Raw genomic sequence first — 19810 nt, 5'->3', positions numbered from 1 at the left:
AGACTGAAAACCGATGCTCGTCTGGCTCGCCGATTTCTCCGGCACGTTCCCGATCCTGAACGTGTTCCGCTACATCACCTTCCGCGTCGGTGGTGCGACTGCGACCGCGTTGCTCTTCGTCTTCTTCTTCGGTCCGGCCGCGATCTCCTGGCTGCGCATCAAGCAGGGCAAGGGCCAGCCGATCCGCACCGACGGGCCGGAATCCCATCTCGCCAAGCGCGGCACGCCGACCATGGGCGGGTTGATGATCCTGGCCGGGCTGTTCGCGGCGACGCTGCTCTGGGGCAATCTGCGCAACGCCTATGTCTGGGTCGTGCTCGGGGTGGCGGCGAGCTATGCGGCGATCGGCTTTTACGACGATTACCTGAAGGTGACGAAGCAGTCGCATAAGGGCTTTTCCGGCAAGGCGAGGCTCCTGCTGGAGGTCGCGATCGCGCTGGTCGCCTGCAGCGTCATCATGCAGCTCGGCCCTGCCGGCATCTCGTCAGGCTTCGCCATGCCCTTCCTCAAGGAACTGGTCATTCCGCTCGGCCTGTTCTTCCCGCTGGTCACGGCCTTCGTCGTGGTCGGCGCCGGCAACGCGGTCAATCTGACCGACGGGCTCGACGGGCTCGCCATCGTGCCGGTGATGATCGCGGCGGCGACCTTCGGTTTCATCGCCTATCTCACCGGCAACGCGATCTTCGCCAACTACCTGCAGATCCACCATGTGCCGGGCTCGGGCGAGCTCTCGGTGATCTGCGGCGCGATGATCGGGGCCGGGCTGGGCTTCCTCTGGTTCAACGCCCCGCCGGCGCAAATCTTCATGGGCGACACCGGCTCGCTCGGTCTTGGCGGCATGCTCGGCGTGATTGCTGTCGCGACCAAGCATGAGATCGTGCTCGCCATCGTCGGTGGCCTGTTCGTGATCGAGGCGCTCTCGGTCATCATCCAGGTCGCAGTCTACAAACGCACCGGCAAGCGCGTCTTCCTGATGGCGCCGATCCACCATCATTTCGAGAAGCTGGGCTGGACCGAGCCGCAAGTGGTGATCCGCTTCTGGATCATCTCGGTGGTGCTGGCGCTGGTCGGTCTCTCCACGCTCAAGTTGCGCTGATCATGACGCCCGTCACCGTTTTCAGAGGCAAGCGCCTGGCTCTGTTCGGGCTCGGCGGCTCGGGGCTGGCGACGGCGCGCGCGCTGAAGGCGGGCGGGGCGGAGGTCGCGGCCTGGGACGACAACCAGGCGAGCCGCGACAAGGCCTCGGCCGAGGGCATTCCGGTGGTCGATCTCGCCTCGGCGGATTGGGCGGGCTTCGTAGCGTTCATCCTGTCGCCGGGCGTGCCGCTGACCCATCCGCAGCCGCATTGGACGGTCGAGAAAGCCAGGGCCGCCGGGGTCGAGATCATCGGCGATGTCGAGTTGTTCTTCCGCGAGCGGGCGAAGATTGCGCCTGCCGCCCCGGTCGTCTGCATCACCGGCACCAATGGCAAGTCGACGACGACGGCGCTGATCGCGCATGTGCTGCGCCAGGCCGGCCGCGACGTGCAGATGGGTGGCAATATCGGCACGGCCGTTCTGGCGCTGGAGCCGCCGGCGCAAAACCGCGTCCATGTCATCGAATGTTCGAGCTACCAGATCGACCTGGCGCCTTCGCTGGCGCCGACCGTCGGCATCCAGATGAACCTGACGCCGGACCATCTCGACCGGCATGGCACCTTCGAAAACTACGGCGCGATCAAGGAGCGTCTCGTCGCCCAGTCCGACATCGCCGTGATCGGCGTCGATGACGAGCCGTCCAAGCAGATGGCGCGGCGGCGGGCGGCGTCGGGCCGACCGCTGGTCAAGATCAGCGGCGAGCAGCCGCTGGACGAGGGCGTCTTCGCCGGCATCACGGCCAATGCCGGCAAGCTCGACACCCGCATCGTCCAGGTCAGGGACGGCAAGCCCAAGGTCGTGGCGAACCTCGCCGGCATCGGTAGCTTGCGCGGCTCCCACAACGCCCAGAACGCGGCGGCGGCTTTCGCCGCCTGCTTCGCGCTTGGGCTGAGCGCCGAGGAGATCGCGGCGGGCTTCAAGACCTATCCGGGCCTGGCCCACCGCATGGAGGAGATCGGCCGCGTCGGCCGGGTCGTCTTCATCAATGATTCCAAGGCGACCAACGCCGATTCCACCGAAAAGGCGCTGACCTCCTTCCGCGACATCTTCTGGATTTTGGGCGGCAAGGCGAAGGAGGGCGGCATCGAGAGCCTGACCCGCTACTTCCCCAACATTGCCAAGGCCTACCTCATCGGCGCGGCGAGCGACCTGTTTGCGGGGACCTTCGATCAGGACGGCCGCGTCGCTTACGAGCGCAGCGGCACGCTCGATGTCGCGGTCGCTGCCGCGACCCGCGACGCGCAGGCTCAGCCCGGCGAAGGCGAGATCGCGGTGCTGCTCTCGCCGGCTTGCGCCTCCTTCGACCAGTTCCCGAATTTCGAGGTGCGCGGCGACGTCTTCAGGGCGCTGGTCAAGGCGCTGCCGGGCTTGGTGCCGTTCGGGGCGGATTAGGCTGCTCCGCAGGCCCGTTGGTCAAAGCTGATCAGCTCGACGTATCCATGATGTAGGGAACACTGCTCGCGACGATGGCGAGCTCGATCGCATTGAAGAGCATGCCGCCGCAATGCAGCCAGCGCAGCTGACGGGCCGCATCGGCAGGCCGAGCATCGATCTGGGGATCCATCCGCTGCAGGAACCAGCGGCGCGCTGAGACCGTGAAGGCCAGGACGCCGACGCCAATGATGACGGCCCGTCGTCCTGCCACGGCGAAAGCCACCGTTCCAATGACGCTGGTGATGGTCAATGTCAGGAAATAGGCATGGAACATGCCGCGCAAAAGCCGGGCGACTTGCGGGATGTCGAGTTTGAAGAAGAGAAAGCCGGGCGCTGCCAGCAGAAGATACGCCATCGGAAGCATCAAGATGACGATGGCGAAGAAGGCGGCGGCATCCGACGTCATGTGAGCACCTTTTATGTCCCCGCCGGGCAAGGTTTTCCGGCTGCGGCCTGCAACAATATCCGCCCGGATACTGCTTCGGTACTATTGGGCTTTAGTCGGACGAGATCGCGCAGGATCGCAATCCGGCGCGTGAGATCGTCATCGCAGCAGCATCATCGCTTGCACGGTGCGCCTAAGGTCTAGTTGCTTGGACCTGTCGCCTCCAGCACAACGATGACCTTAGGATAGGCTTCCAACGAAATCGATTGAGGGGCCAGCGCGACAGCGACGAAGCAAGACAACGACAAGGCAAGACAACGACAAAAAAGAACCGAAACAGCGGAGGACACAGATGAGCAGGCTCTCTTGGCGCTGGTGGTCACGAAACAAGAACAAGACCCGGGACGGGGCGGGGCCCTCTTCTGAGCGATTTGAAGACGGGGATCGGCGCCAACTGCTCCAGGCGCTCTCCGCCATCGCCGGCGGCGGCGCCCTGGCCGCGATGCCGCAACCTGCGGGAGCGAAGGATGCGAGCGAACTGCCGCCTCCCTAGCGGGCGCTGACCGGTCGCGATGCAGCTGGCAAGTCGGTGTTCAAATCCGTCGATGTCACCTCCAAGGTGGTGGAGATCGATTCCAATCCGGGGCTGACCTTCTACGAACTCTATATGACCGAGGGCGTGCCACGGCTCACCGGCCTGGAGCCGGACCCGATGCTCCAGGGAACGAAGGCTTTTCCCGGCCCGGGCGGCACGATGTTTCGCCTGATCTCGTATCCGCCGAAGCGACCCGAGGGCTGGAAGCCGCCGCCCGGCGTCACTTTCGCGAGCGCGCTGGGCGAAATGTCGGAGAAGATCCCCCGCATGGGGGAGCATTTCGAGCATGGCGCGCCAGGCATGCACACCTCGGACACCATCGACTATGGGGTCGTGGTTCGTGGCGAGATGACGCTGGAACTGGACGACGGGAAGATCGTCCATCTGCGCCAGGGCGATTGCATTGTGCAGAACGGAACCCGGCATCGCTGGCGCAACCCGTTGCCGGAGCCCTGTCTCATGGCCTTCATCTCGGTCGGCGGACAGCGCGGCTAGGACTGGGCTACCTTCAAGGCGAACCAAGCTAGCTCGGGACGACCGAGCCTGTCCGGCTCGCACGCGTCACACTGTTGCGGGCTCTGTTGCTGCTTGCGAGATGCTGTATCGTCCGCGTCCGGCCTCCTTGGCCGCGTAGAGTTCGCGATCGGCCTTTTGCAGGAGTGCATCGGGCTCGTCGCCCGGCTGTTGGCAAATCGTGATGCCGACGCTCACTCCGACCCGGATTTCGCGTCCGTCGATCATGACCGGAGCGGCCACGGTCTCGACCAGGCGCTGGGCCAGGGCGCAGGCGTCGGCCTGCTCCGTGAGCGGCGTCTGAATCAGCGCGAACTCGTCTCCGCTCAACCGCGCGACGATATCCGACGATCGGGCCGCCGCTCTCAGCCGAAGGGCAATCTGACGCAAAAGCTCGTCGCCGGCGGCATGACCCAGCGTGTCGTTGACCGCCTTGAAGTGATCGAGGTCGAGATAAAGAACCGCAAAGCTTTGACCATAGCGCCGGATCCGGTCGCACTCCTCCTGGAGGCGCTGGCGGAAAAGGGCGCGGTTGGGCAGCATGGTCAGGTCGTCATGCAGGGCCTTCCGCGCCAATTCGCGATGGGCGACGATCCGGTCGAGGATGGTCATGTGCAGATGCGCGATCATCTCGAATCCGATGATCAGATAGGCGATCAGCATGACCGCCATCAGGAGATGCTCGGGGTCGCCATTGATCAGACATGCGACGATCGGCAGGGCCAGCGTCAGGACAAGCTGGATACGGGCGATCATCGGTCGAACGGCGACGCGAATGATCATCCCGCAGGGATAGGCGACCAGCACGGTCGCGATCAGCAATTGCGCCGAAGCGTCATCGGTGAGGAAGACATACGCCGCGAGGCCGCCCAGCAGCGCGGTGAAGGTAAAGCCGCCCAGGGCGTAGCGGCGCTCCCAGCGCCGGGCTTGCTCGGAGCTTCGGATTCCAGGCCTGGCGCGCCGATAGGCGGCCGCGATCAGGACACGTCCGAGCGTGACGACGACAGCCGCAATGCCGGCCGCCATGAGGACATCGTCATCATGCAGGGCCGAACTCATCCACGCAGCCGCCGCCAGGGCGACCCCGACGGTGATGACGGAGGCCAAGGACGTGAACATGATGTCAACGAGCTCGGGCAGGACATTGTCCGGGGCTCGGGCAGGCGCTGTCGTCATGAACCTATCTCCCTGCGTGCAATAGCATGGAGGGCTTAACTGAAGTTGTCTCGCGGAACTCGAAATCCGCCGGTGATCTTACGAAGTGCGGCTCCGGAGACCGATAGTCCGCGGCTGTCCCGATGTCATGGTCGCTGCCGCGACACACAGTCGGCGAAGGTGAGATCGCGGTGCTGCTTTCGCAGGCCCTGGCCGCCTTCGCCAGTTCCTGAATTTCGAGGTGCGGGGCGAGGCGTTCAGGGCGCTGGTGACAATTCTGCCGGGGATGTGGGATTTGGGACGGGGTAAGTCGAGGCCGAGGTTGGCAGAGGCGTACTGCCCTGCCTTATGCAGTCGGCTCCGCATCCGGGCGAAACTTCACCTTGGCACCTAGTTCGACCAGCTTGTCACGGAGGCGACGCAGCTGGATCGGCGAGCCGGTCCCAACGACGATGTCGCGCTCCCCGGCCAAGGCCAGCACCTCTGGCAAAGACAGGCCAAGTGCCTGTTTCATAACCTGCACCACCTTGAGCTTTTGCGAGCCGACATCGGTGATGACCAGGGTGCCCTGCTGGAAGTCCGCGGGGTCGAATGTCGTTTCGTCCAGCGGAAACTCCTTCTCCAGTGCCTCCCGCTCAAGGACACCCTGATGGACCTCGCTCCATAACGCGTTCGTCATGTCGGCTTCGGTCTCGATGAGCTTCAGAAGCCGCTCATCGTCATCCTTCACGTCGTTCAGAGCCGACAAAAGCTGACCGAAACGTTGAAGGCTCGCAGCCACAATGACGGCATCCCAGCGCCCGGCACCGTGCGCCGCGTAGTAGACGGGGAAGCCGGTCGATCTTTCGTCGATGTCGATGAAGAAGGGGTCGTCGAAGCCGTTCAGTGCGATGACATACCATCCCGGCTGCCAATCGCCCGATGCTCGCGACACAAGGCTTTCGCCCGTGATCCCGTGAGAGCGGAAGCCGACCTGCCAAGCCCCGATCTCGTGAAGTTCGGGGTAGTGCGTCGGCAAGGCCAGATCGCCGACGACAATCCGTGATTCGATGAAATCCCTGATCGCGTCCTGAAGACCGTCGGCCAATGGGGCGCTCTCATTTGGTGTCATGGTTTTCACGAGATCCGATTGAGGTGATGGCTTCATGCCAGATTCTGCGGCACCGCGTCAGCCGAGCTTCGCAACATGATCGGACCTCCCGGCCCGACAAGGACAGGGCTTCACCTGGCGGGCCGCGCTTGTCTCCACGCCCTCGGAATCAAACGCTTAACCATTCATTGACAGAGTGATTCGGAAACGAGGCGCATCTCTGCGCCGTGCTCGATCTTGGAGCCAAGCATGGTCTCTCGCGCGGAACCCAGTCTCAGCGGCCGCTGGTGGTGGTCTATCGACCGCCTCATCCTCAGCGCTCTCGTGGCGCTGATGGTGTCGGGCGTCGTCCTGCTGATGGCGGGTGGGCCGCCGGTCTCGGAACGGCTCGGGCTCTCGACCTTCCATTTCGTCAACCGCCAGGCGGTCTATCTGCTGGTCGCGCTGACCGTCGTCATCGCCGTCTCGTTCATGACGCCGCGCCAGGTCCGGCGCTCGGCCTTGCTGCTCTTCGTGGTCTCGCTCGCCATGGTGGTGGCGACGCTCTATCTCGGTGTCGAGGTCAAAGGCGCGCGGCGCTGGCTCACCCTGGGGCCGCTGGGCTCGGTGCAGCCGTCGGAATTCATCAAGCCTGCCTTCGTCATTCTTGCCGCCTGGGCCTTCGCCGAGGGTACGCGCCGGCCCGACCTGCCGGGCACGATCATGGCCTTCCTGCTGCTGCCATTGACGATCGTGCCGCTCGTGCTGCAGCCCGATTTCGGCCAGACCATGCTGATCACGCTGGTCTGGGCCGGGCTGTTCTTCGTCGCCGGCCTGCACTGGTTCTGGGTGCTGGGGCTGGGCGGGGCCGGCGCCTTCGGTATCCTGGTCGCCTATCAGCTCGTGCCGCATGTCCGCGCCCGCATCGAGCGCTTCATGGACAAGGGCTCGGGCGACACCTTCCAGATCGACACCGCGCTGGAGAGTTTCGCGCAGGGCGGCTGGCTCGGCAAAGGGCCGGGCGAGGGCACCGTGAAGCGCATCCTGCCCGACGCGCATACCGACTTCATCTTCGCCGTCACGGCCGAGGAGTTCGGCATCATCGTCTGCATCGCGCTGGTCATGCTGTTCGCCTTGATCGTGCTGCGCGCGCTGTTCGTGGCGCAGAAGGCCGAGGATCCCTTCGTGCGCCTGGCGACGACGGGCCTCTCGCTGCTCTTCGGCATCCAGGCCGCGATCAACATGATGGTCAATCTGCACATGATGCCGGCCAAGGGCATGACGCTGCCCTTCATCTCCTATGGCGGCTCGTCGCTGATCTCGCTTGCGATCGGCACCGGCTTCCTGCTGGCCTTGACGCGTAAGCGCCCGCGCGCCGTCGATCTCGGCGCATTCAGGCGCTGACCGCAATGGCAACGGACATGCTCGTCGTCCTGGCCGCCGGGGGCACCGGCGGCCATCTCTTTCCGGCCGAGGCGCTGAGCCATGCGCTGCATGCGCAAGGAGCGCGCGTCGTGCTGATGACCGATACGCGCGCCGCCGAATATGCCGGCAGTTTTCCAGCCGAGGCGGTGCATGCGGTCCAGGCGGCGACGCCGTCGGGCCGCTCGCCCCTGAAGATGGCAAGGGCGCTGTTGACGCTGGCGAAGGGCGTGTTCGCGGCGCGGCGGATCGTCAAGGAGCTCAAGCCCGCGATCGTCGTCGGCTTCGGCGGCTATCCGACGGTTCCTCCGGTGCTTGGCGCCTCGCTGGCGGGCGCCAGGACGCTGATCCACGAGCAGAACGCCGTGATCGGCCGCGCCAACCGTTTCCTGGCGGGTCGAGCCGACATCATCGCGACGGGCTTCGCCGAGGTCGGCGGGCTGTCGGCCTCGGCCAAGGCAAAATGCCGCCAGGTCGGCAATCCGGTGCGTCCGGCGGTGATCGAGGCGGCCTCGCCCTATGCCATTCCCGGCGACGGCATGCTCAATCTCCTCGTCTTCGGCGGCAGCCAGGGCGCACGGGTCATGGCCGATATCGTGCCGCCGGCGGTCCAATTGCTGACCGAGGCCGAGCGCGCGCGCCTGACCGTGATGCAGCAGGCCCGGCCGGAGGATGACGAGCGGGTGCGCCGCATCTATGCCAGCGCCGGGGTCAGGGCCGAGATCGCGCCCTTCTTCACGGACCTGCCGGCGCGGATGGCCAAGGCGCATCTCGTCATCGGGCGGGCCGGCGCCTCGACCGTGGCCGAGCTGACCGTGATCGGCCGGCCGGGGATCCTCGTGCCGCTGCCAGGCGCGCTCGACCAGGACCAGGCCGCCAACGCCGCCGTGCTGGAACGCGCCGGCGGCGCGATCCGCATCCTGCAGTCCGATTTCACCCCGAGACGGCTGGCGAGCGAGCTCTCCGGCCTGCTTGCCGACCCCAACCGCTTGACGGCGATGGCGGGCAACGCCAAGAGCGCCGGCATTCCCGATGCGGCCGAACGACTCGCCCGCCTCGTCATCGACGTTGCTGCGTCCTAGAGGCTGTACAACCTCTAGTCTCCACAGGAGTTCCCCCGATGAAGCTGCCGCCAAAGCTCGGCTCCATCCATTTCGTCGGCATCGGCGGCATCGGCATGTCCGGCATCGCCGAGGTGCTGCACAATCTCGGCTACAAGGTGCAGGGCTCGGACGCTGCCGACGGCGCCAACGTCAAGCGCCTCGCCGACAAGGGCATCAAGACCTTCGTCGGCCACAAGGCCGAGAATCTCGGCGAGGCCGAGGTCGTCGTGGTCTCGACCGCGATCAAGCGCGACAATCCCGAGCTCATCGCCGCGCGCGAGCAGCGCCTGCCGGTCGTGCGCCGTGCCGAGATGCTGGCCGAACTGATGCGGCTGAAGAGCTGCGTCGCCATCGCCGGCACCCATGGCAAGACCACAACGACCTCGCTCGTCGCGACGCTTCTGGAGAAGGGCGGGCTCGACCCGACCGTGATCAATGGCGGAATCATCAACGCCTATGGCACCAATGCCCGCATGGGCGAGAGCGACTGGATGGTGGTCGAGGCCGACGAGTCGGACGGCACCTTCCTGAAGCTGCCGGCCGATGTCGCGATCATCACCAATATCGACCCCGAGCATCTCGACCATTTCGGCACGTTCGACGCGATCAAGGCGGCTTTCCGCAGCTTCGTCGAGAACCTGCCCTTCTACGGCTTCGCGGTGATGTGCATCGACCATCCGACCGTGCAGGGGTTGGTCGGGCAGATCGAGGATCGCCGCGTCGTCACCTATGGCGAGAATCCGCAGGCCGACTTCCGCCTGATCGACATCGACCTCTCCGGCGGCCAGGCCAAGTTCACGCTCCTGATCCGCGACCGCAAGCGCGGCCGCGACGAGGTCGTGCGTGACCTGATCATGCCGATGCCGGGCCATCACAATGCCCTCAACGCCACGGCTGCGATCGCGGTTGCCTATGATCTCGGCATTCCGGTCGAGAGCATCCGTGCGGCTCTTGCCGGCTTCGGCGGGGTCAAGCGGCGCTTCACCAAGACCGGCGAATGGAACGGTGCGCTGATCTTCGACGATTACGGCCACCACCCGGTCGAGATCGCCGCGGTGCTCAAGGCGGCGCGCGCCTCGACCAAGAGCAAGGTGATCGCCGTCGTGCAGCCGCATCGCTACACCCGGCTCTCCAGCCTGTTCGACGATTTCGCCGCCTGCTTCAACGACGCCGACACGGTGATCGTGGCCGAGACCTATGCGGCGGGCGAGACGCCGATCGCCGGGGCCGACCGCGATTCGCTGGTCTCTGGCATCAAGGCGCGCGGGCATCGTCATACGCTGGCGCTGGAAGGCCCCGACAAGCTGGCCGGCATAGTCGCCGAGCTCGCCGGGCCGGGCGACTATGTCGTGCTGCTCGGCGCCGGCAACATCACGCAATGGGCCTATGCACTGCCGGGAGAGCTGGCGGCGCTGAGCGAGCCTTGATTCCTTCTCCCCCATCAAAGTCGGCTGTTGCCGACTTTGACACTTTGGGTTGCCCAATCTCGGGCAAGCCCGAGATGGGCGGGAGAAGGTGGCCGGCGTAGCCGGTCGGATGAGGGAAGGGCAGTGCTGGAGCGAAAGAATTCGCCCGAAACACTCGACTTCGCTCGCAAGCAGCGCGGGCAACCGACCCGGGCGGAAGCCGCGTTCTGGCAGGCAGTCCGAAGCCGCCGGTTCAACGCCTCAAATTCAAGCGACAGGTGGCGATCGGGCCGTTCATCGCGGACTTTTGCTGCTTCGAGCATCGGTTGATCGTCGAGCTGGATGGTGAGCCTCACCAAACCGATGAAGCGAGGCTCAAGGACGCCTCTCGCGACGTCTTCCTGAGGCGGGAAGGCTACAAGGTCTTGCGCTTTCCGAACGAGCGCGTTTTAGGAAACCTCGAATTCGTGTTGCGCGAGATCGCCGAAGCCATCGGTCTCGCCGGACTTCCCTCATCCGACCCGGCTTCGCCGGGCCACCTTCTCCCCCGAGGGGAGAAGGGTTAGCGCGGCGACCCTCATGACCTTCCCCGACATCACGCCCGATCTCCGCGCCGATGTGCCGCAATTGCGCGGCCGGCTTCTGCCCAATCACGACATGTCTGGCCTGACCTGGTTCCGCGTGGGCGGGCCGGCGCAGGTGCTGTTCACGCCGGCGGATGAGGAGGATCTGGCTCATCTGCTGGCGAGCCTGCCGGCCGAGATCCCCGTCACCGTGGTTGGGCTCGGCTCGAATCTGATCGTGCGCGATGGCGGCATTCCCGGTGTCGTGATCCGGCTCGGCGGCAAGGCCTTTGGCGAGATCTCGCTGGAGGCGGACGATCGCCTGCGCGCCGGCACCGCCGTGCCCGACGTCAAGGTCGCGCGTGCGGCGGCCGACGCCTCACTCGACGGGCTTGCCTTCTATCGCGGCATTCCCGGCTGCATCGGCGGGGCGCTGCGCATGAATGCCGGCGCCCATGGCGGCGAGACGACCGATGTGCTGGTCGAAGCGCGTGGCGTCACCCGCAAAGGCGAGATCGTCAGGCTGAGCCATGCCGATATGGGCTTCACCTACCGCAACAGCGCGGCCGAGACCCATGAGATCATCTTTACCTCGGCGCTGTTCCAGGGCCGGCCGGGCGATCAGGCGGCCATCTTCGCCGAGATGGACCGGGTCACGGCGGCGCGCGAGGCGGCCCAGCCGATCAAGGAGCGCACCGGTGGCTCGACCTTCAAGAACCCGCAAGGCGGCAAGGCCTGGCAGTTGATCGATGCGGCCGGCTGCCGCGGCCTGCGCGTCGGCGGGGCGCAGGTCTCCGAGATGCACTGCAACTTCCTGATCAACACCGGCGGCGCCACGGCGGCTGATATCGAGGGGCTGGGCGAAGAGGTCCGGCGCCGGGTGAAGCAGAATTCCGGCTTCGAGCTGCAATGGGAGATCAAGCGGCTCGGCGTGGCGAGCTGACGTTCAGGCCGCCGATTTCTCCAGCCATTCCCGTAGCGCCTCGTTGACCCGCGACTGCCAGCCGGGGCCGGAAGCGCGCAGCTTTTCGACGAGATCGATGTCGAGTCGGATCGAAATCGCTTCCTTGGTCTTGGCGGGACCGCGTTTGCCGATTTCCGCTTGGAGGGCGGCATAGAGATCGGGAAGCGCCTCCTTCATAGGGCGAAGTCCTGCAAGTTCCTCGTCCGTCAATTCGGGATTGTCAGACACCTCGTCCCAATCCTCTTTCGAGAAGCCGTGGCCAGGTTCAAAATCCTTGAGAAGCTTAGGCATCGAGCAGCTTCCTTTCCTTCTGTGAGGCGGGGCGCATGCTGACGATCGAAAGCCCTTCTGTGCCCGGCTTGACGAAAATGACGGTCACGACGCCATCGACTTCACCGATGGCCCGCAGCCGATCGCGCTTGGCCGGACCGATATAAGCTCTTGCGAGGAATTCTGCGTCCAGCACCGCGAAGTCGAGACCGTGCTTCAGGAGGTTCGCTCGCCGCTTGCGCTCGTCCCACAGGCTTCTCATTAATTCGTATATACAAGATAATGGGTCGCGAGACAATCTTGTATATGCAGGTTCCGACTCCTGCCGCCGGCTCTCGCGCCATCTCTTAACGCTGCATTAACCATGATGGGTCGAGGTTCGCCGTAACAGGGAGCCATGACCCCGATGACCAAACACGTCGCAGTGCTGATGGGCGGATGGTCCGTTGAGCGGGAGGTCAGCCTCAGCAGCGGCACGGCCTGCGCCAAGGCGCTGGAGAGCGTCGGCTTCCGCGTCACGCGCATCGACGTGCAGCGCGACATTGCTCAGGTGCTCGCCGACCTGCGCCCCGATGTCGCCTTCAACGCGCTGCATGGCCGCTTCGGCGAGGATGGCCTGATTCAGGGCGTGCTCGAGATTTTGCGCATTCCCTACACGCATTCGGGCGTGCTCGCCTCGGCGCTCGCGATTCGCAAGGACAAGGCGAAGCTCGTCGCGGCGGCAGCCGGCGTGCCGGTGGCGCATGGAATCGTGGTTTCACGCTTCGATGCGGCAAAAAAACACGTTCTGCAGCCGCCTTACGTGCTCAAGCCGATCAATGAGGGCTCGTCCGTCGGCGTCGTGATCGTCAAGAAGGGCCGCGAGCACCCGCCGCAGGAGATCGCCCGCGAGGACTGGCCCTGCGGCGATACGCTGTTGGCTGAAGGCTTCGTCAGGGGGCGCGAGCTGACCTGCGCCGTCATGGGCGGCAAGTCGCTGGGCGTGACCGAGATCCGGGCCTCGACCGGGGAGTTCTACGACTACGATGCGAAATACACGAAAGGTGGTTCGATCCACATCTGCCCGGCTCAAATTTTACCAAAAATTTACCAGCAGATCGAAGAGTGTGCGTTAACGGCGCATCAAGCAATCGGGTGCCGGGGCGTTAGCAGGTCTGACTTCCGCTATGACGACGAGACCGACACTCTCGTCTGGCTGGAAGTCAACACGCAGCCCGGCATGACCGAAACGAGCTTGGTGCCCGAATTGGCCGCCCATGCGGGCATGAACTTCGGTGAACTCGTCAAATGGATGGTGGAGGACGCCTCCCTCGATCGGTGAATGCGGTGATGGCGACAGCCACCTCCCGCTTGCCGGTCCCTGCCGCCGGGCCGCAACTCCTCGTCGGAGAGCGGTCTGGGCGCTGGCTGCGCCGCTCGCGGCGCAGCGCGGTCGCGGTGCCTCTGGCGCAGCGCCTGCCGCGCCGCATCGGCACCTGGCTTGCGCTCGGGTTCCTGAGCCTGAGCATCGGCGCGGGCAGTGTTCTGGGCGGCCATGTCGAGGCCTTGCGCCGGGCTTATGGCGAGCCGCACCACATGCTGGCCCGGCTGGTCGGGCTCGGCATCGACCGCGTCACGATCTCGGGCCTCACGGAGCTGTCCGAGGTCGAGGTCCTGGTCGCCGCCGGGATTGATCCGAAGATCTCGCTCGCCTTCTTCGATGCCGACCAGGCCCGCAAGCTCCTGGAGGCGACGCCGCTGATTCGCGAGGCGGCGGTCCGCAAGCTCTATCCGGGCGAGATCTCGATCACGCTGGTCGAGCGCGCGCCCTACGCGCTCTGGCAGGTCAAGGGCGACCTATTCGTGATCGCAGCCGACGGGACGGTGATCGACAAGATGGATGACGGACGCTTCGCGCATCTGCCGCTCGTCGTCGGGCCCGGCGCCAATCTGCGCGCGGCCGAATACATCGCGCTGCGTGGCGAGGCCGGGCCGCTGGCGGCGCATATCCGGGCGGCGACGCTCGTCTCCGGACGCCGCTGGACACTCAAGCTCGACAACGGAATGGATGTGCGCCTGCCCGAGATGCAGCCTGGCGTCGCGGTGAAGCGGCTCGCCGGGCTCGAAAGCGATTTCCGCGTGCTCGACAAGGATCTGCTCGCGATCGACCTGCGCCAACCCGACCGGGTGGTGATGCGATTGTCGGAAGAGGCGGCCAGCGCCCGCGCCGAACAGCTCAAGAGCAAGACCAAGAAGAAGGGAGGCGAAGCATGAATCTGACCTCCCAGGGCCTGACGCCGCGGATGCGGCCCTTGTCGTCGCGCAAGAGCGCGACCTTGTCGATTCTGGACATCGGTACCAGCAAGGTCGTTTGCCTGATCGCCGAACTGAACCCGGCCGAGGCCAATGAACGGCTGCGCGGCCGCACCCATGTCGCGCGCATCATCGGCATCGGCCATCAGCGCTCGCTCGGCCTCAAGGGCGGGGCGATCATCGATCTCGAAAGCGCCGAGCGGGCGATCCGCGCGGCGGTCGACGCGGCCGAGCGCATGGCCAAGGTCGAGGTCCAATCGGTCATCGTCAACCTGACCGGCGGCCGGCTCGGCTCCCAGCATTATGCCGCGGGCGTCGACCTGCGCGCAGGCGCGGTCGGCGACAGCGACGTCAAGCGCGTGCTGGCCGCGGCTGCGATGCATGCGCTCAAGCCCGGCAAGGCCGTGCTGCACGCGCTCCCCACGGGCTATGCGCTCGACGGCTCGCCCGGCGTGCTCGATCCGCGCGGCCTGATCGGCGGCAAGCTCTCGGTCGACATGCATGTCGTCGCCAGCGAAGCCTCGGCCGCGCGCAATGTCATGCTCGCAGTCGAGCGTTGCCATCTCGAGGTCGAGGCGGTCGTCGCGACGCCTTACGCCTCTGGCCTCTCCGTGCTGGTCGATGACGAGGCCGAGATGGGCGTCGTCGTGGTCGATATGGGCGGCGGCACGACGAGTCTCGGCGTCTTCTCCGGCGGCCATCTGATGCATGCCGACGCGATCGCGGTCGGCGGCAACCACATCACCATGGACGTGGCGCGCGGGCTCTCCACCCGCGTCTCGGCGGCCGAGCGCCTGAAGACGCTGCACGGCTCGGCGATCTCCAGCGCCTCGGACGAGCGCGACATGATTTCCGTGCCGCAGGTCGATGACGACGAGCGCGACATGCCCAACCACCTCGCCAAGTCGCATCTGGTGCGGATCATCAAGCCGCGCGTCGAGGAGATCCTCGAACTGGTGCGCGACAGGCTCAGCAATGCCGGCTTCTCCGCCCAGGCCGGACGCCGCGTCGTGCTGACCGGCGGCGCCTGCCAGCTCACCGGCCTGCCGGAGGCGGCGCGCCGCATCCTCGGCGGACAGGTCCGCACCGGCCGGCCGCTCGGCATCAAGGGCTTGCCGGAAGCGGGCAAGGGGCCGGCCTTCGCGGCGGCTGTCGGGCTCCTGGTCTATCCGCAGGTGGCGCATGTCGAGCATTTCGAGCCGCGCGCCAGCTCGGCTTATTTCGCCACGGGAACGGACGGGTATTTCTCCCGCGTCGGCCGGTGGCTGAAGGAAAGTTTCTAAGGGGTAACGGCGCGCCGGGGCGTTTTTCCGGCGGCGCCAAATGTCAATCGTAGCAATCGGGACGGCTCCCGCCAGGCGCCGGACAAGGATCAAAAGAGGCAACCATGGCGATGAATCTGCAAGCCCCGGACATCCGGGAACTCAAGCCCCGGATCACGGTGTTCGGTGTTGGTGGAGCCGGCGGCAACGCCGTGAACAACATGATCGAGGCCGGTCTCGACGGCGTCGACTTCGTGGTCGCCAATACGGACGCCCAGGCGCTGGCGCTCAGCCGCGCCTCGCGCATCATCCAGATGGGCCTGCAGGTCACTGAAGGTCTTGGCGCCGGTTCGCAGCCCGAAGTCGGGCGCGCGGCGGCCGAAGAGGTCATCGACGAGATCCGCGACCATCTGGCGGGCGCGCATATGGTCTTCATCACCGCCGGCATGGGCGGCGGCACCGGCACCGGCGCTGCTCCCGCGATCGCCCGCGTTGCCCGCGACATGGGCATTCTCACCGTCGGCGTCGTCACCAAGCCGTTCCAGTTCGAGGGCCATCGCCGCATGCGCATGGCGGAAGCCGGCATCGGTGAGCTGAACGAGGCGGTCGACACGCTGATCGTGATCCCGAACCAGAACCTGTTCCGCGTCGCCAACGAGACCACCGGCTTCGCCGACGCCTTCGGCATGGCCGACCAGGTGCTCTATTCCGGCGTCGCCTGCATCACCGACCTGATGGTGCGTCCAGGCCTGATCAACCTCGACTTCGCCGACGTGCGCGCCGTGATGCGCGGCATGGGCAAGGCGATGATGGGCACCGGCGAGGCGCAGGGCGAGAAGCGCGCTCTGTCGGCCGCTCAGGCCGCGATCAACAACCCGCTGCTCGACGACGTCTCGATGAAGGGTGCGCGCGGCCTGTTGATCTCGATCACCGGCGGGCGCGACATGAAGCTCTATGAGGTCGACGAAGCCGCCACCCGCATCCGCGAGGAGGTCGATTCCGAGGCCAACATCATCGTTGGCGCGACCTTCGACGAATCGCTCGAAGGCATCGTGCGTGTGTCGGTCGTGGCGACCGGCATCGACAAGCCCGTCACCACCCAGGCCGAGATGGACGAGACCGAGGCCCGTATCGCCCAGGTCGCCGAGCGCCTGAAGGCTGAAGCCCGCCTGCGCAGCACCAGCGCTCCGGTGCGCGGCTTCACGCCGCCGCCGGCGCCTGAGCCTGTCATGGACCTGCGCATGCCGCAGCAGGCCGAGCCGCTGCGCGCCCCGGCGCCCGCTCCGATCACCGAGGACATCCATATCGAACCGGTCCAGCCGCGCGCGATGATGCCGGCGGCTCCGGCACCCGAGCCGATGCTGTCGGTCCCGCAGCAGGCCATGCCGGAGAGCAGCTTCATTCCGCCTTCTCCGGAACGCGCCGTGATCCGCCCGACGCGGATGCCCCGCATCGAGGATCTGCCGGTGCCGGCGCAGAACCAGATCGCGGCCCAGCGTGGCGCGCAGTCGGCTCCCCAGCCGCCGAACTCCGCCGACCAGAAGCGGATGTCGCTGATGCAGCGCCTGGCCTCGGTCGGCTTCGGCCGCAAGGAGGATGAGGCTCACGAGCCGCAGGCTCCGCTGCGCCAGGCTCCGCAGCCTCCCGCCGCGGCGCCCGCACCGAGCGCGGCCCATGCCGAATATATGCGCCGTCCGGCGCAGCCGGCCGCGCGCCCGGCGCAGGGTCAGCTCGACCAGATGGGTCGCGCCGCCCCGAATCGCAGCAGCGAGGAAGACCAGCTGGAAATCCCCGCTTTCCTGCGCCGCCAGGCGAACTGACCCTAGGGCAGTTCTTCCGCCTCCGTTACAAAGCCCGGTGCGCTGCAGCGAGCCGGGCTTTGTTCATGTCTGGAAAACCATATTTATCAACGGGATGATCAGTTTTTCCTGGCTTTGTGAGGGCTGTAACACAGCGAAAGAAAGCGTGATTTTGTCACCCTGTCCGAAGCGCTTATGTTGCATCTGCACTAACGGGGACATCGGCGCAGGGCTTCGGCCAGGGGTTTGATGTCCGAGGCATCGCAGCGACGGTCGGTTCGGAAGCCATGTCAGGCTCCGCCACGTTCCCGGCGATCAGGATTGGATACCAGATGAGCTTCGATCGGCAGACGACACTGCGCGCCCCTGTGACCTTGACCGGGATCGGCGTGCACTCCGGAGCACCCGCCACCATTTGCCTGAAGCCCTCCAGCGCCAATTCGGGCGTGGTCTTCCTGCGCAAGGGGCTGGATGCCGAGCCGGCGCAATTGATCCACGCCAAGCATACCAAGGTCAGCGCCACCGAGCTTTGCACCGTGATCGGTGACAAGGCCTCGGCTTCGGTCGCGACCATCGAGCATCTTATGTCGGCCTGCGCCGGCCTTGGCCTCGACAATGTGCTCGTCGAGATCGACGGCCCCGAGATGCCGATCATGGACGGCAGCGCCACCGAATTCGTCAACGCGATCGAGTCTGTCGGCGTCACGACGCTGCAGGCCGCCCGGCGCTACCTCAAGATTCTGCAGGCGGTGCGGATCGAGCATGGCCGCGCCTTCGCCGAATTGCTTCCGTCGGATCAAGAGGGCTTCCGCCTGGATGTCGAGATCGATTTCGACACCACCGTGATCGGCCGCCAGCGCAAGGTCTTCGACCTGGAGCCGGTGGCTTACGCCCGTGAGATTTCCCGTGCGCGGACCTTTGGCTTCATGCGCGATGTCGAGCAGCTCTGGAAGGCGGGCTTCGCGCTCGGCGCCTCGCTCGACAACACGGTCGCGATCGGTGACGACAAGGTCATCAATCCCGAAGGACTGCGCTATGCCGATGAGTTCGTGCGCCACAAGGTGCTGGACGCGATCGGCGATCTCGCGCTTGCCGGCTATCCGATCCAGGGCGAGTTCCGCTCCTATTGCGGCGGCCATCGCATGAATGTCCGCATCCTGGAGGCGCTGTTCGCCGACCGCGCCAATTACGCGATCGTCGAGGCCGAGCCGGTTTACGCCGCTCCGCGTGCGGTCCAGATGGCGGCGGCCGCACCGGCCGCCTTCGCGCCGGATTTGCACTGACGCGCGCTGCTAAGACGCGTCTGCGCCTTCCATTCGCCTGCTTTCTGTCGAATGTACGCTGCTGGAATCGACTCGCACCGGATGTTCGCGCGGGCGACAGGTTCCGCGCCGCTATCGCCACTCGCCCGGTTGTTCCGGATCATGCGTCTCGTTTTCGACGGTGGCGCGCGGGCGGCGTCTGAGGTAAGGCATGCTTCCCCATTAAGCGGGGACGATCGAAAGAGGACAGACGACGTGAGCGTCAAGCGGCTGACCATTCCGACAATCCATCGCGCCGGATCGATGCGCAGCAGCACGGGCCTTGCCCTTGGCGTCGCCCTGATGCTCGGCGGCTGCGATACGCTGTCGAACATGAATCCCTTCGACAAGCCCGAGGTCTACAAGCCCGAGGTCGTCGCCGACGTTCCCGCCGACAGGCTCTATAATGAGGGCCTGGCGCGGATGCAGAACGGTGACAGCGAGGGCGCGACCAAGAAATTCGGCGAGATCGACAAGAACGCGCCGTTCTCCCCCTTCGCCAAGAAGGGCCTGATCCTGTCCGCCTATACGAACTACCAGGCGAGCAAATGGGACGACGCGATCACCGCCTCGAAGCGCTTCATCGCGCAGAACCCGGCGAGCCCTGACGCTGCTTATGCGCAGTATCTGATGGCGATGTCCTATTATAACCAGATCCCGGACGCGACGCGCGATCAGGAGCGGACGGAGAAGGCGATCGCTGCCTTCGACGAATTGCTGCAGAGATACCCGAAGTCGGAATATGTCGTCGACGCCAAGGAGAAGGTCCTCGTCGCGCGCGACCAGCTCGCGGGCAAGGAGATGAATGTCGGGCGCTTCTATCTGGAGAAGCGCAACTACACCGGCGCCGTGAACCGCTTCCGCGACGTCATCACCAAGTACCAGACCACGCGCCATGTCGAGGAGGCGCTGATGCGCCTGACCGAGGCCTATATGGCGCTGGGCATCACCAATGAGGCGCAGACGGCGGCGGCCGTGCTCGGGCATAACTTCCCCGACAGTCCCTGGTACAAGGACGCCTATGTCCTGCTCGAGAGCGGCGGGCTGGCTCCGCGCGAGGATCGCGGTTCCTATATCAGCCGAGCTTTCAATGGCTTTTCGCGCGTCGTGACCGGCATTGCTGGATTCGGTTTCCGCTAG

At 65.7% G+C, this 19810-nt stretch carries 19 protein-coding genes; 14 read left to right on the top strand and 5 right to left on the bottom strand.

The genetic code is table 11. From position 1 onward, the window contains the following. Positions 1-13 precede the first annotated feature (13 nt). Both mraY and murD read left to right on the top strand, forming a co-directional pair. Positions 14-1096, top strand: coding sequence for a phospho-N-acetylmuramoyl-pentapeptide-transferase (gene mraY / locus BHK69_RS25250; protein WP_069692510.1), 1083 nt, complete (start codon positions 14-16; stop codon positions 1094-1096). 2 nt (positions 1097-1098) lie between these two features. Then, positions 1099-2529 carry a UDP-N-acetylmuramoyl-L-alanine--D-glutamate ligase gene (murD, locus tag BHK69_RS25245; protein WP_069692509.1) on the top strand — a complete coding sequence of 477 codons (1431 nt, stop codon included), beginning with the start codon at positions 1099-1101 and terminating at the stop codon, positions 2527-2529. Between the two features lie 31 nt (positions 2530-2560). Here the strand turns inward: murD and BHK69_RS25240 are convergent, their stop codons facing one another. After that, entirely contained in the window at positions 2561-2977 is a 417-nt protein-coding gene (locus tag BHK69_RS25240) for a hypothetical protein (protein ID WP_069692508.1), read from the bottom strand. A 568-nt stretch (positions 2978-3545) separates the two neighbouring features. Here BHK69_RS25240 and BHK69_RS25235 point away from each other — a divergent pair. Then, positions 3546-4046 carry a cupin domain-containing protein gene (locus BHK69_RS25235; protein WP_244548319.1) on the top strand — a complete coding sequence of 167 codons (501 nt, stop codon included), beginning with the start codon at positions 3546-3548 and terminating at the stop codon, positions 4044-4046. Positions 4047-4112: 66 nt separating this feature from the next. Here the strand turns inward: BHK69_RS25235 and BHK69_RS25230 are convergent, their stop codons facing one another. Together BHK69_RS25230 and BHK69_RS25225 are read right to left on the bottom strand one after the other, a co-directional pair. Continuing rightward, positions 4113-5240, bottom strand: a complete 1128-nt coding sequence (locus BHK69_RS25230; protein ID WP_069692506.1) for a GGDEF domain-containing protein — start codon at positions 5238-5240, stop codon at positions 4113-4115. A gap of 325 nt (positions 5241-5565) precedes the next feature. Next, a complete protein-coding gene (locus tag BHK69_RS25225) occupies positions 5566-6366 on the bottom strand; it encodes an SMI1/KNR4 family protein (protein WP_148663584.1) in 801 nt (266 codons plus the stop codon). Positions 6367-6558: 192 nt separating this feature from the next. Here BHK69_RS25225 and BHK69_RS25220 point away from each other — a divergent pair, with 192 nt between their 5' ends. The 5 genes from BHK69_RS25220 (at position 6559) to murB (ending at position 11725) form a co-directional block, all read left to right on the top strand. After that, positions 6559-7692: an FtsW/RodA/SpoVE family cell cycle protein gene (locus BHK69_RS25220; RefSeq protein WP_069692504.1), complete on the top strand. Its 1134-nt coding sequence runs from the start codon at positions 6559-6561 to the stop codon at positions 7690-7692. A 5-nt stretch (positions 7693-7697) separates the two neighbouring features. Further along, entirely contained in the window at positions 7698-8792 is a 1095-nt protein-coding gene (gene murG / locus BHK69_RS25215; protein ID WP_069692503.1) for an undecaprenyldiphospho-muramoylpentapeptide beta-N-acetylglucosaminyltransferase, read from the top strand. Positions 8793-8830: 38 nt separating this feature from the next. Then, complete coding sequence (gene murC / locus BHK69_RS25210; RefSeq protein ID WP_069692502.1) at positions 8831-10240, top strand: UDP-N-acetylmuramate--L-alanine ligase; 1410 nt, start codon at positions 8831-8833, stop codon at positions 10238-10240. A 257-nt stretch (positions 10241-10497) separates the two neighbouring features. Next, on the top strand, positions 10498-10785 hold the full coding sequence (locus BHK69_RS25205; RefSeq protein ID WP_199578982.1) for an endonuclease domain-containing protein: 288 nt from the start codon (positions 10498-10500) through the stop codon (positions 10783-10785). Between the two features lie 13 nt (positions 10786-10798). After that, the gene (gene murB, locus BHK69_RS25200; protein ID WP_069692501.1) at positions 10799-11725 is read left to right on the top strand and encodes a UDP-N-acetylmuramate dehydrogenase; all 927 of its coding nucleotides are present in this window, start codon (positions 10799-10801) and stop codon (positions 11723-11725) included. A 3-nt stretch (positions 11726-11728) separates the two neighbouring features. Here murB and BHK69_RS25195 read toward each other — a convergent pair whose 3' ends face one another. Further along, positions 11729-12037, bottom strand: a complete 309-nt coding sequence (locus tag BHK69_RS25195) for a BrnA antitoxin family protein (RefSeq protein WP_083269666.1) — start codon at positions 12035-12037, stop codon at positions 11729-11731. After that, positions 12030-12278, bottom strand: a complete 249-nt coding sequence (locus BHK69_RS25190; RefSeq protein WP_069692500.1) for a BrnT family toxin — start codon at positions 12276-12278, stop codon at positions 12030-12032. Before BHK69_RS25190 ends, BHK69_RS25195 begins: the two co-directional genes overlap by 8 nt. 144 nt (positions 12279-12422) lie before the next feature. Between BHK69_RS25190 and BHK69_RS25185 the strand changes: the two genes are divergently transcribed. The 6 genes from BHK69_RS25185 (at position 12423) to BHK69_RS25160 (ending at position 19810) form a co-directional block, all read left to right on the top strand. Further along, positions 12423-13337 carry a D-alanine--D-alanine ligase gene (locus BHK69_RS25185; RefSeq protein WP_069693948.1) on the top strand — a complete coding sequence of 305 codons (915 nt, stop codon included), beginning with the start codon at positions 12423-12425 and terminating at the stop codon, positions 13335-13337. Between the two features lie 8 nt (positions 13338-13345). Continuing rightward, on the top strand, positions 13346-14269 hold the full coding sequence (locus BHK69_RS25180) for a cell division protein FtsQ/DivIB (protein WP_244548318.1): 924 nt from the start codon (positions 13346-13348) through the stop codon (positions 14267-14269). Then, complete coding sequence (ftsA, locus tag BHK69_RS25175; RefSeq protein WP_069692498.1) at positions 14266-15591, top strand: cell division protein FtsA; 1326 nt, start codon at positions 14266-14268, stop codon at positions 15589-15591. The genes BHK69_RS25180 and ftsA overlap by 4 nt, the downstream gene beginning before the upstream one ends. A 104-nt stretch (positions 15592-15695) precedes the next feature. Further along, entirely contained in the window at positions 15696-17390 is a 1695-nt protein-coding gene (gene ftsZ, locus BHK69_RS25170) for a cell division protein FtsZ (RefSeq protein ID WP_069692497.1), read from the top strand. Between the two features lie 311 nt (positions 17391-17701). After that, positions 17702-18652, top strand: a complete 951-nt coding sequence (lpxC, locus tag BHK69_RS25165; protein WP_069692496.1) for a UDP-3-O-acyl-N-acetylglucosamine deacetylase — start codon at positions 17702-17704, stop codon at positions 18650-18652. A 282-nt stretch (positions 18653-18934) separates the two neighbouring features. Beyond that, positions 18935-19810, top strand: coding sequence for an outer membrane protein assembly factor BamD (locus BHK69_RS25160; RefSeq protein ID WP_069693947.1), 876 nt, complete (start codon positions 18935-18937; stop codon positions 19808-19810).

It is taken from the genome of Bosea vaviloviae (genome assembly GCF_001741865.1).
In the GTDB taxonomy this organism is placed as follows: domain Bacteria; phylum Pseudomonadota; class Alphaproteobacteria; order Rhizobiales; family Beijerinckiaceae; genus Allobosea; species Allobosea vaviloviae.
This window is presented reverse-complemented; position numbering and strand designations above follow the sequence as displayed.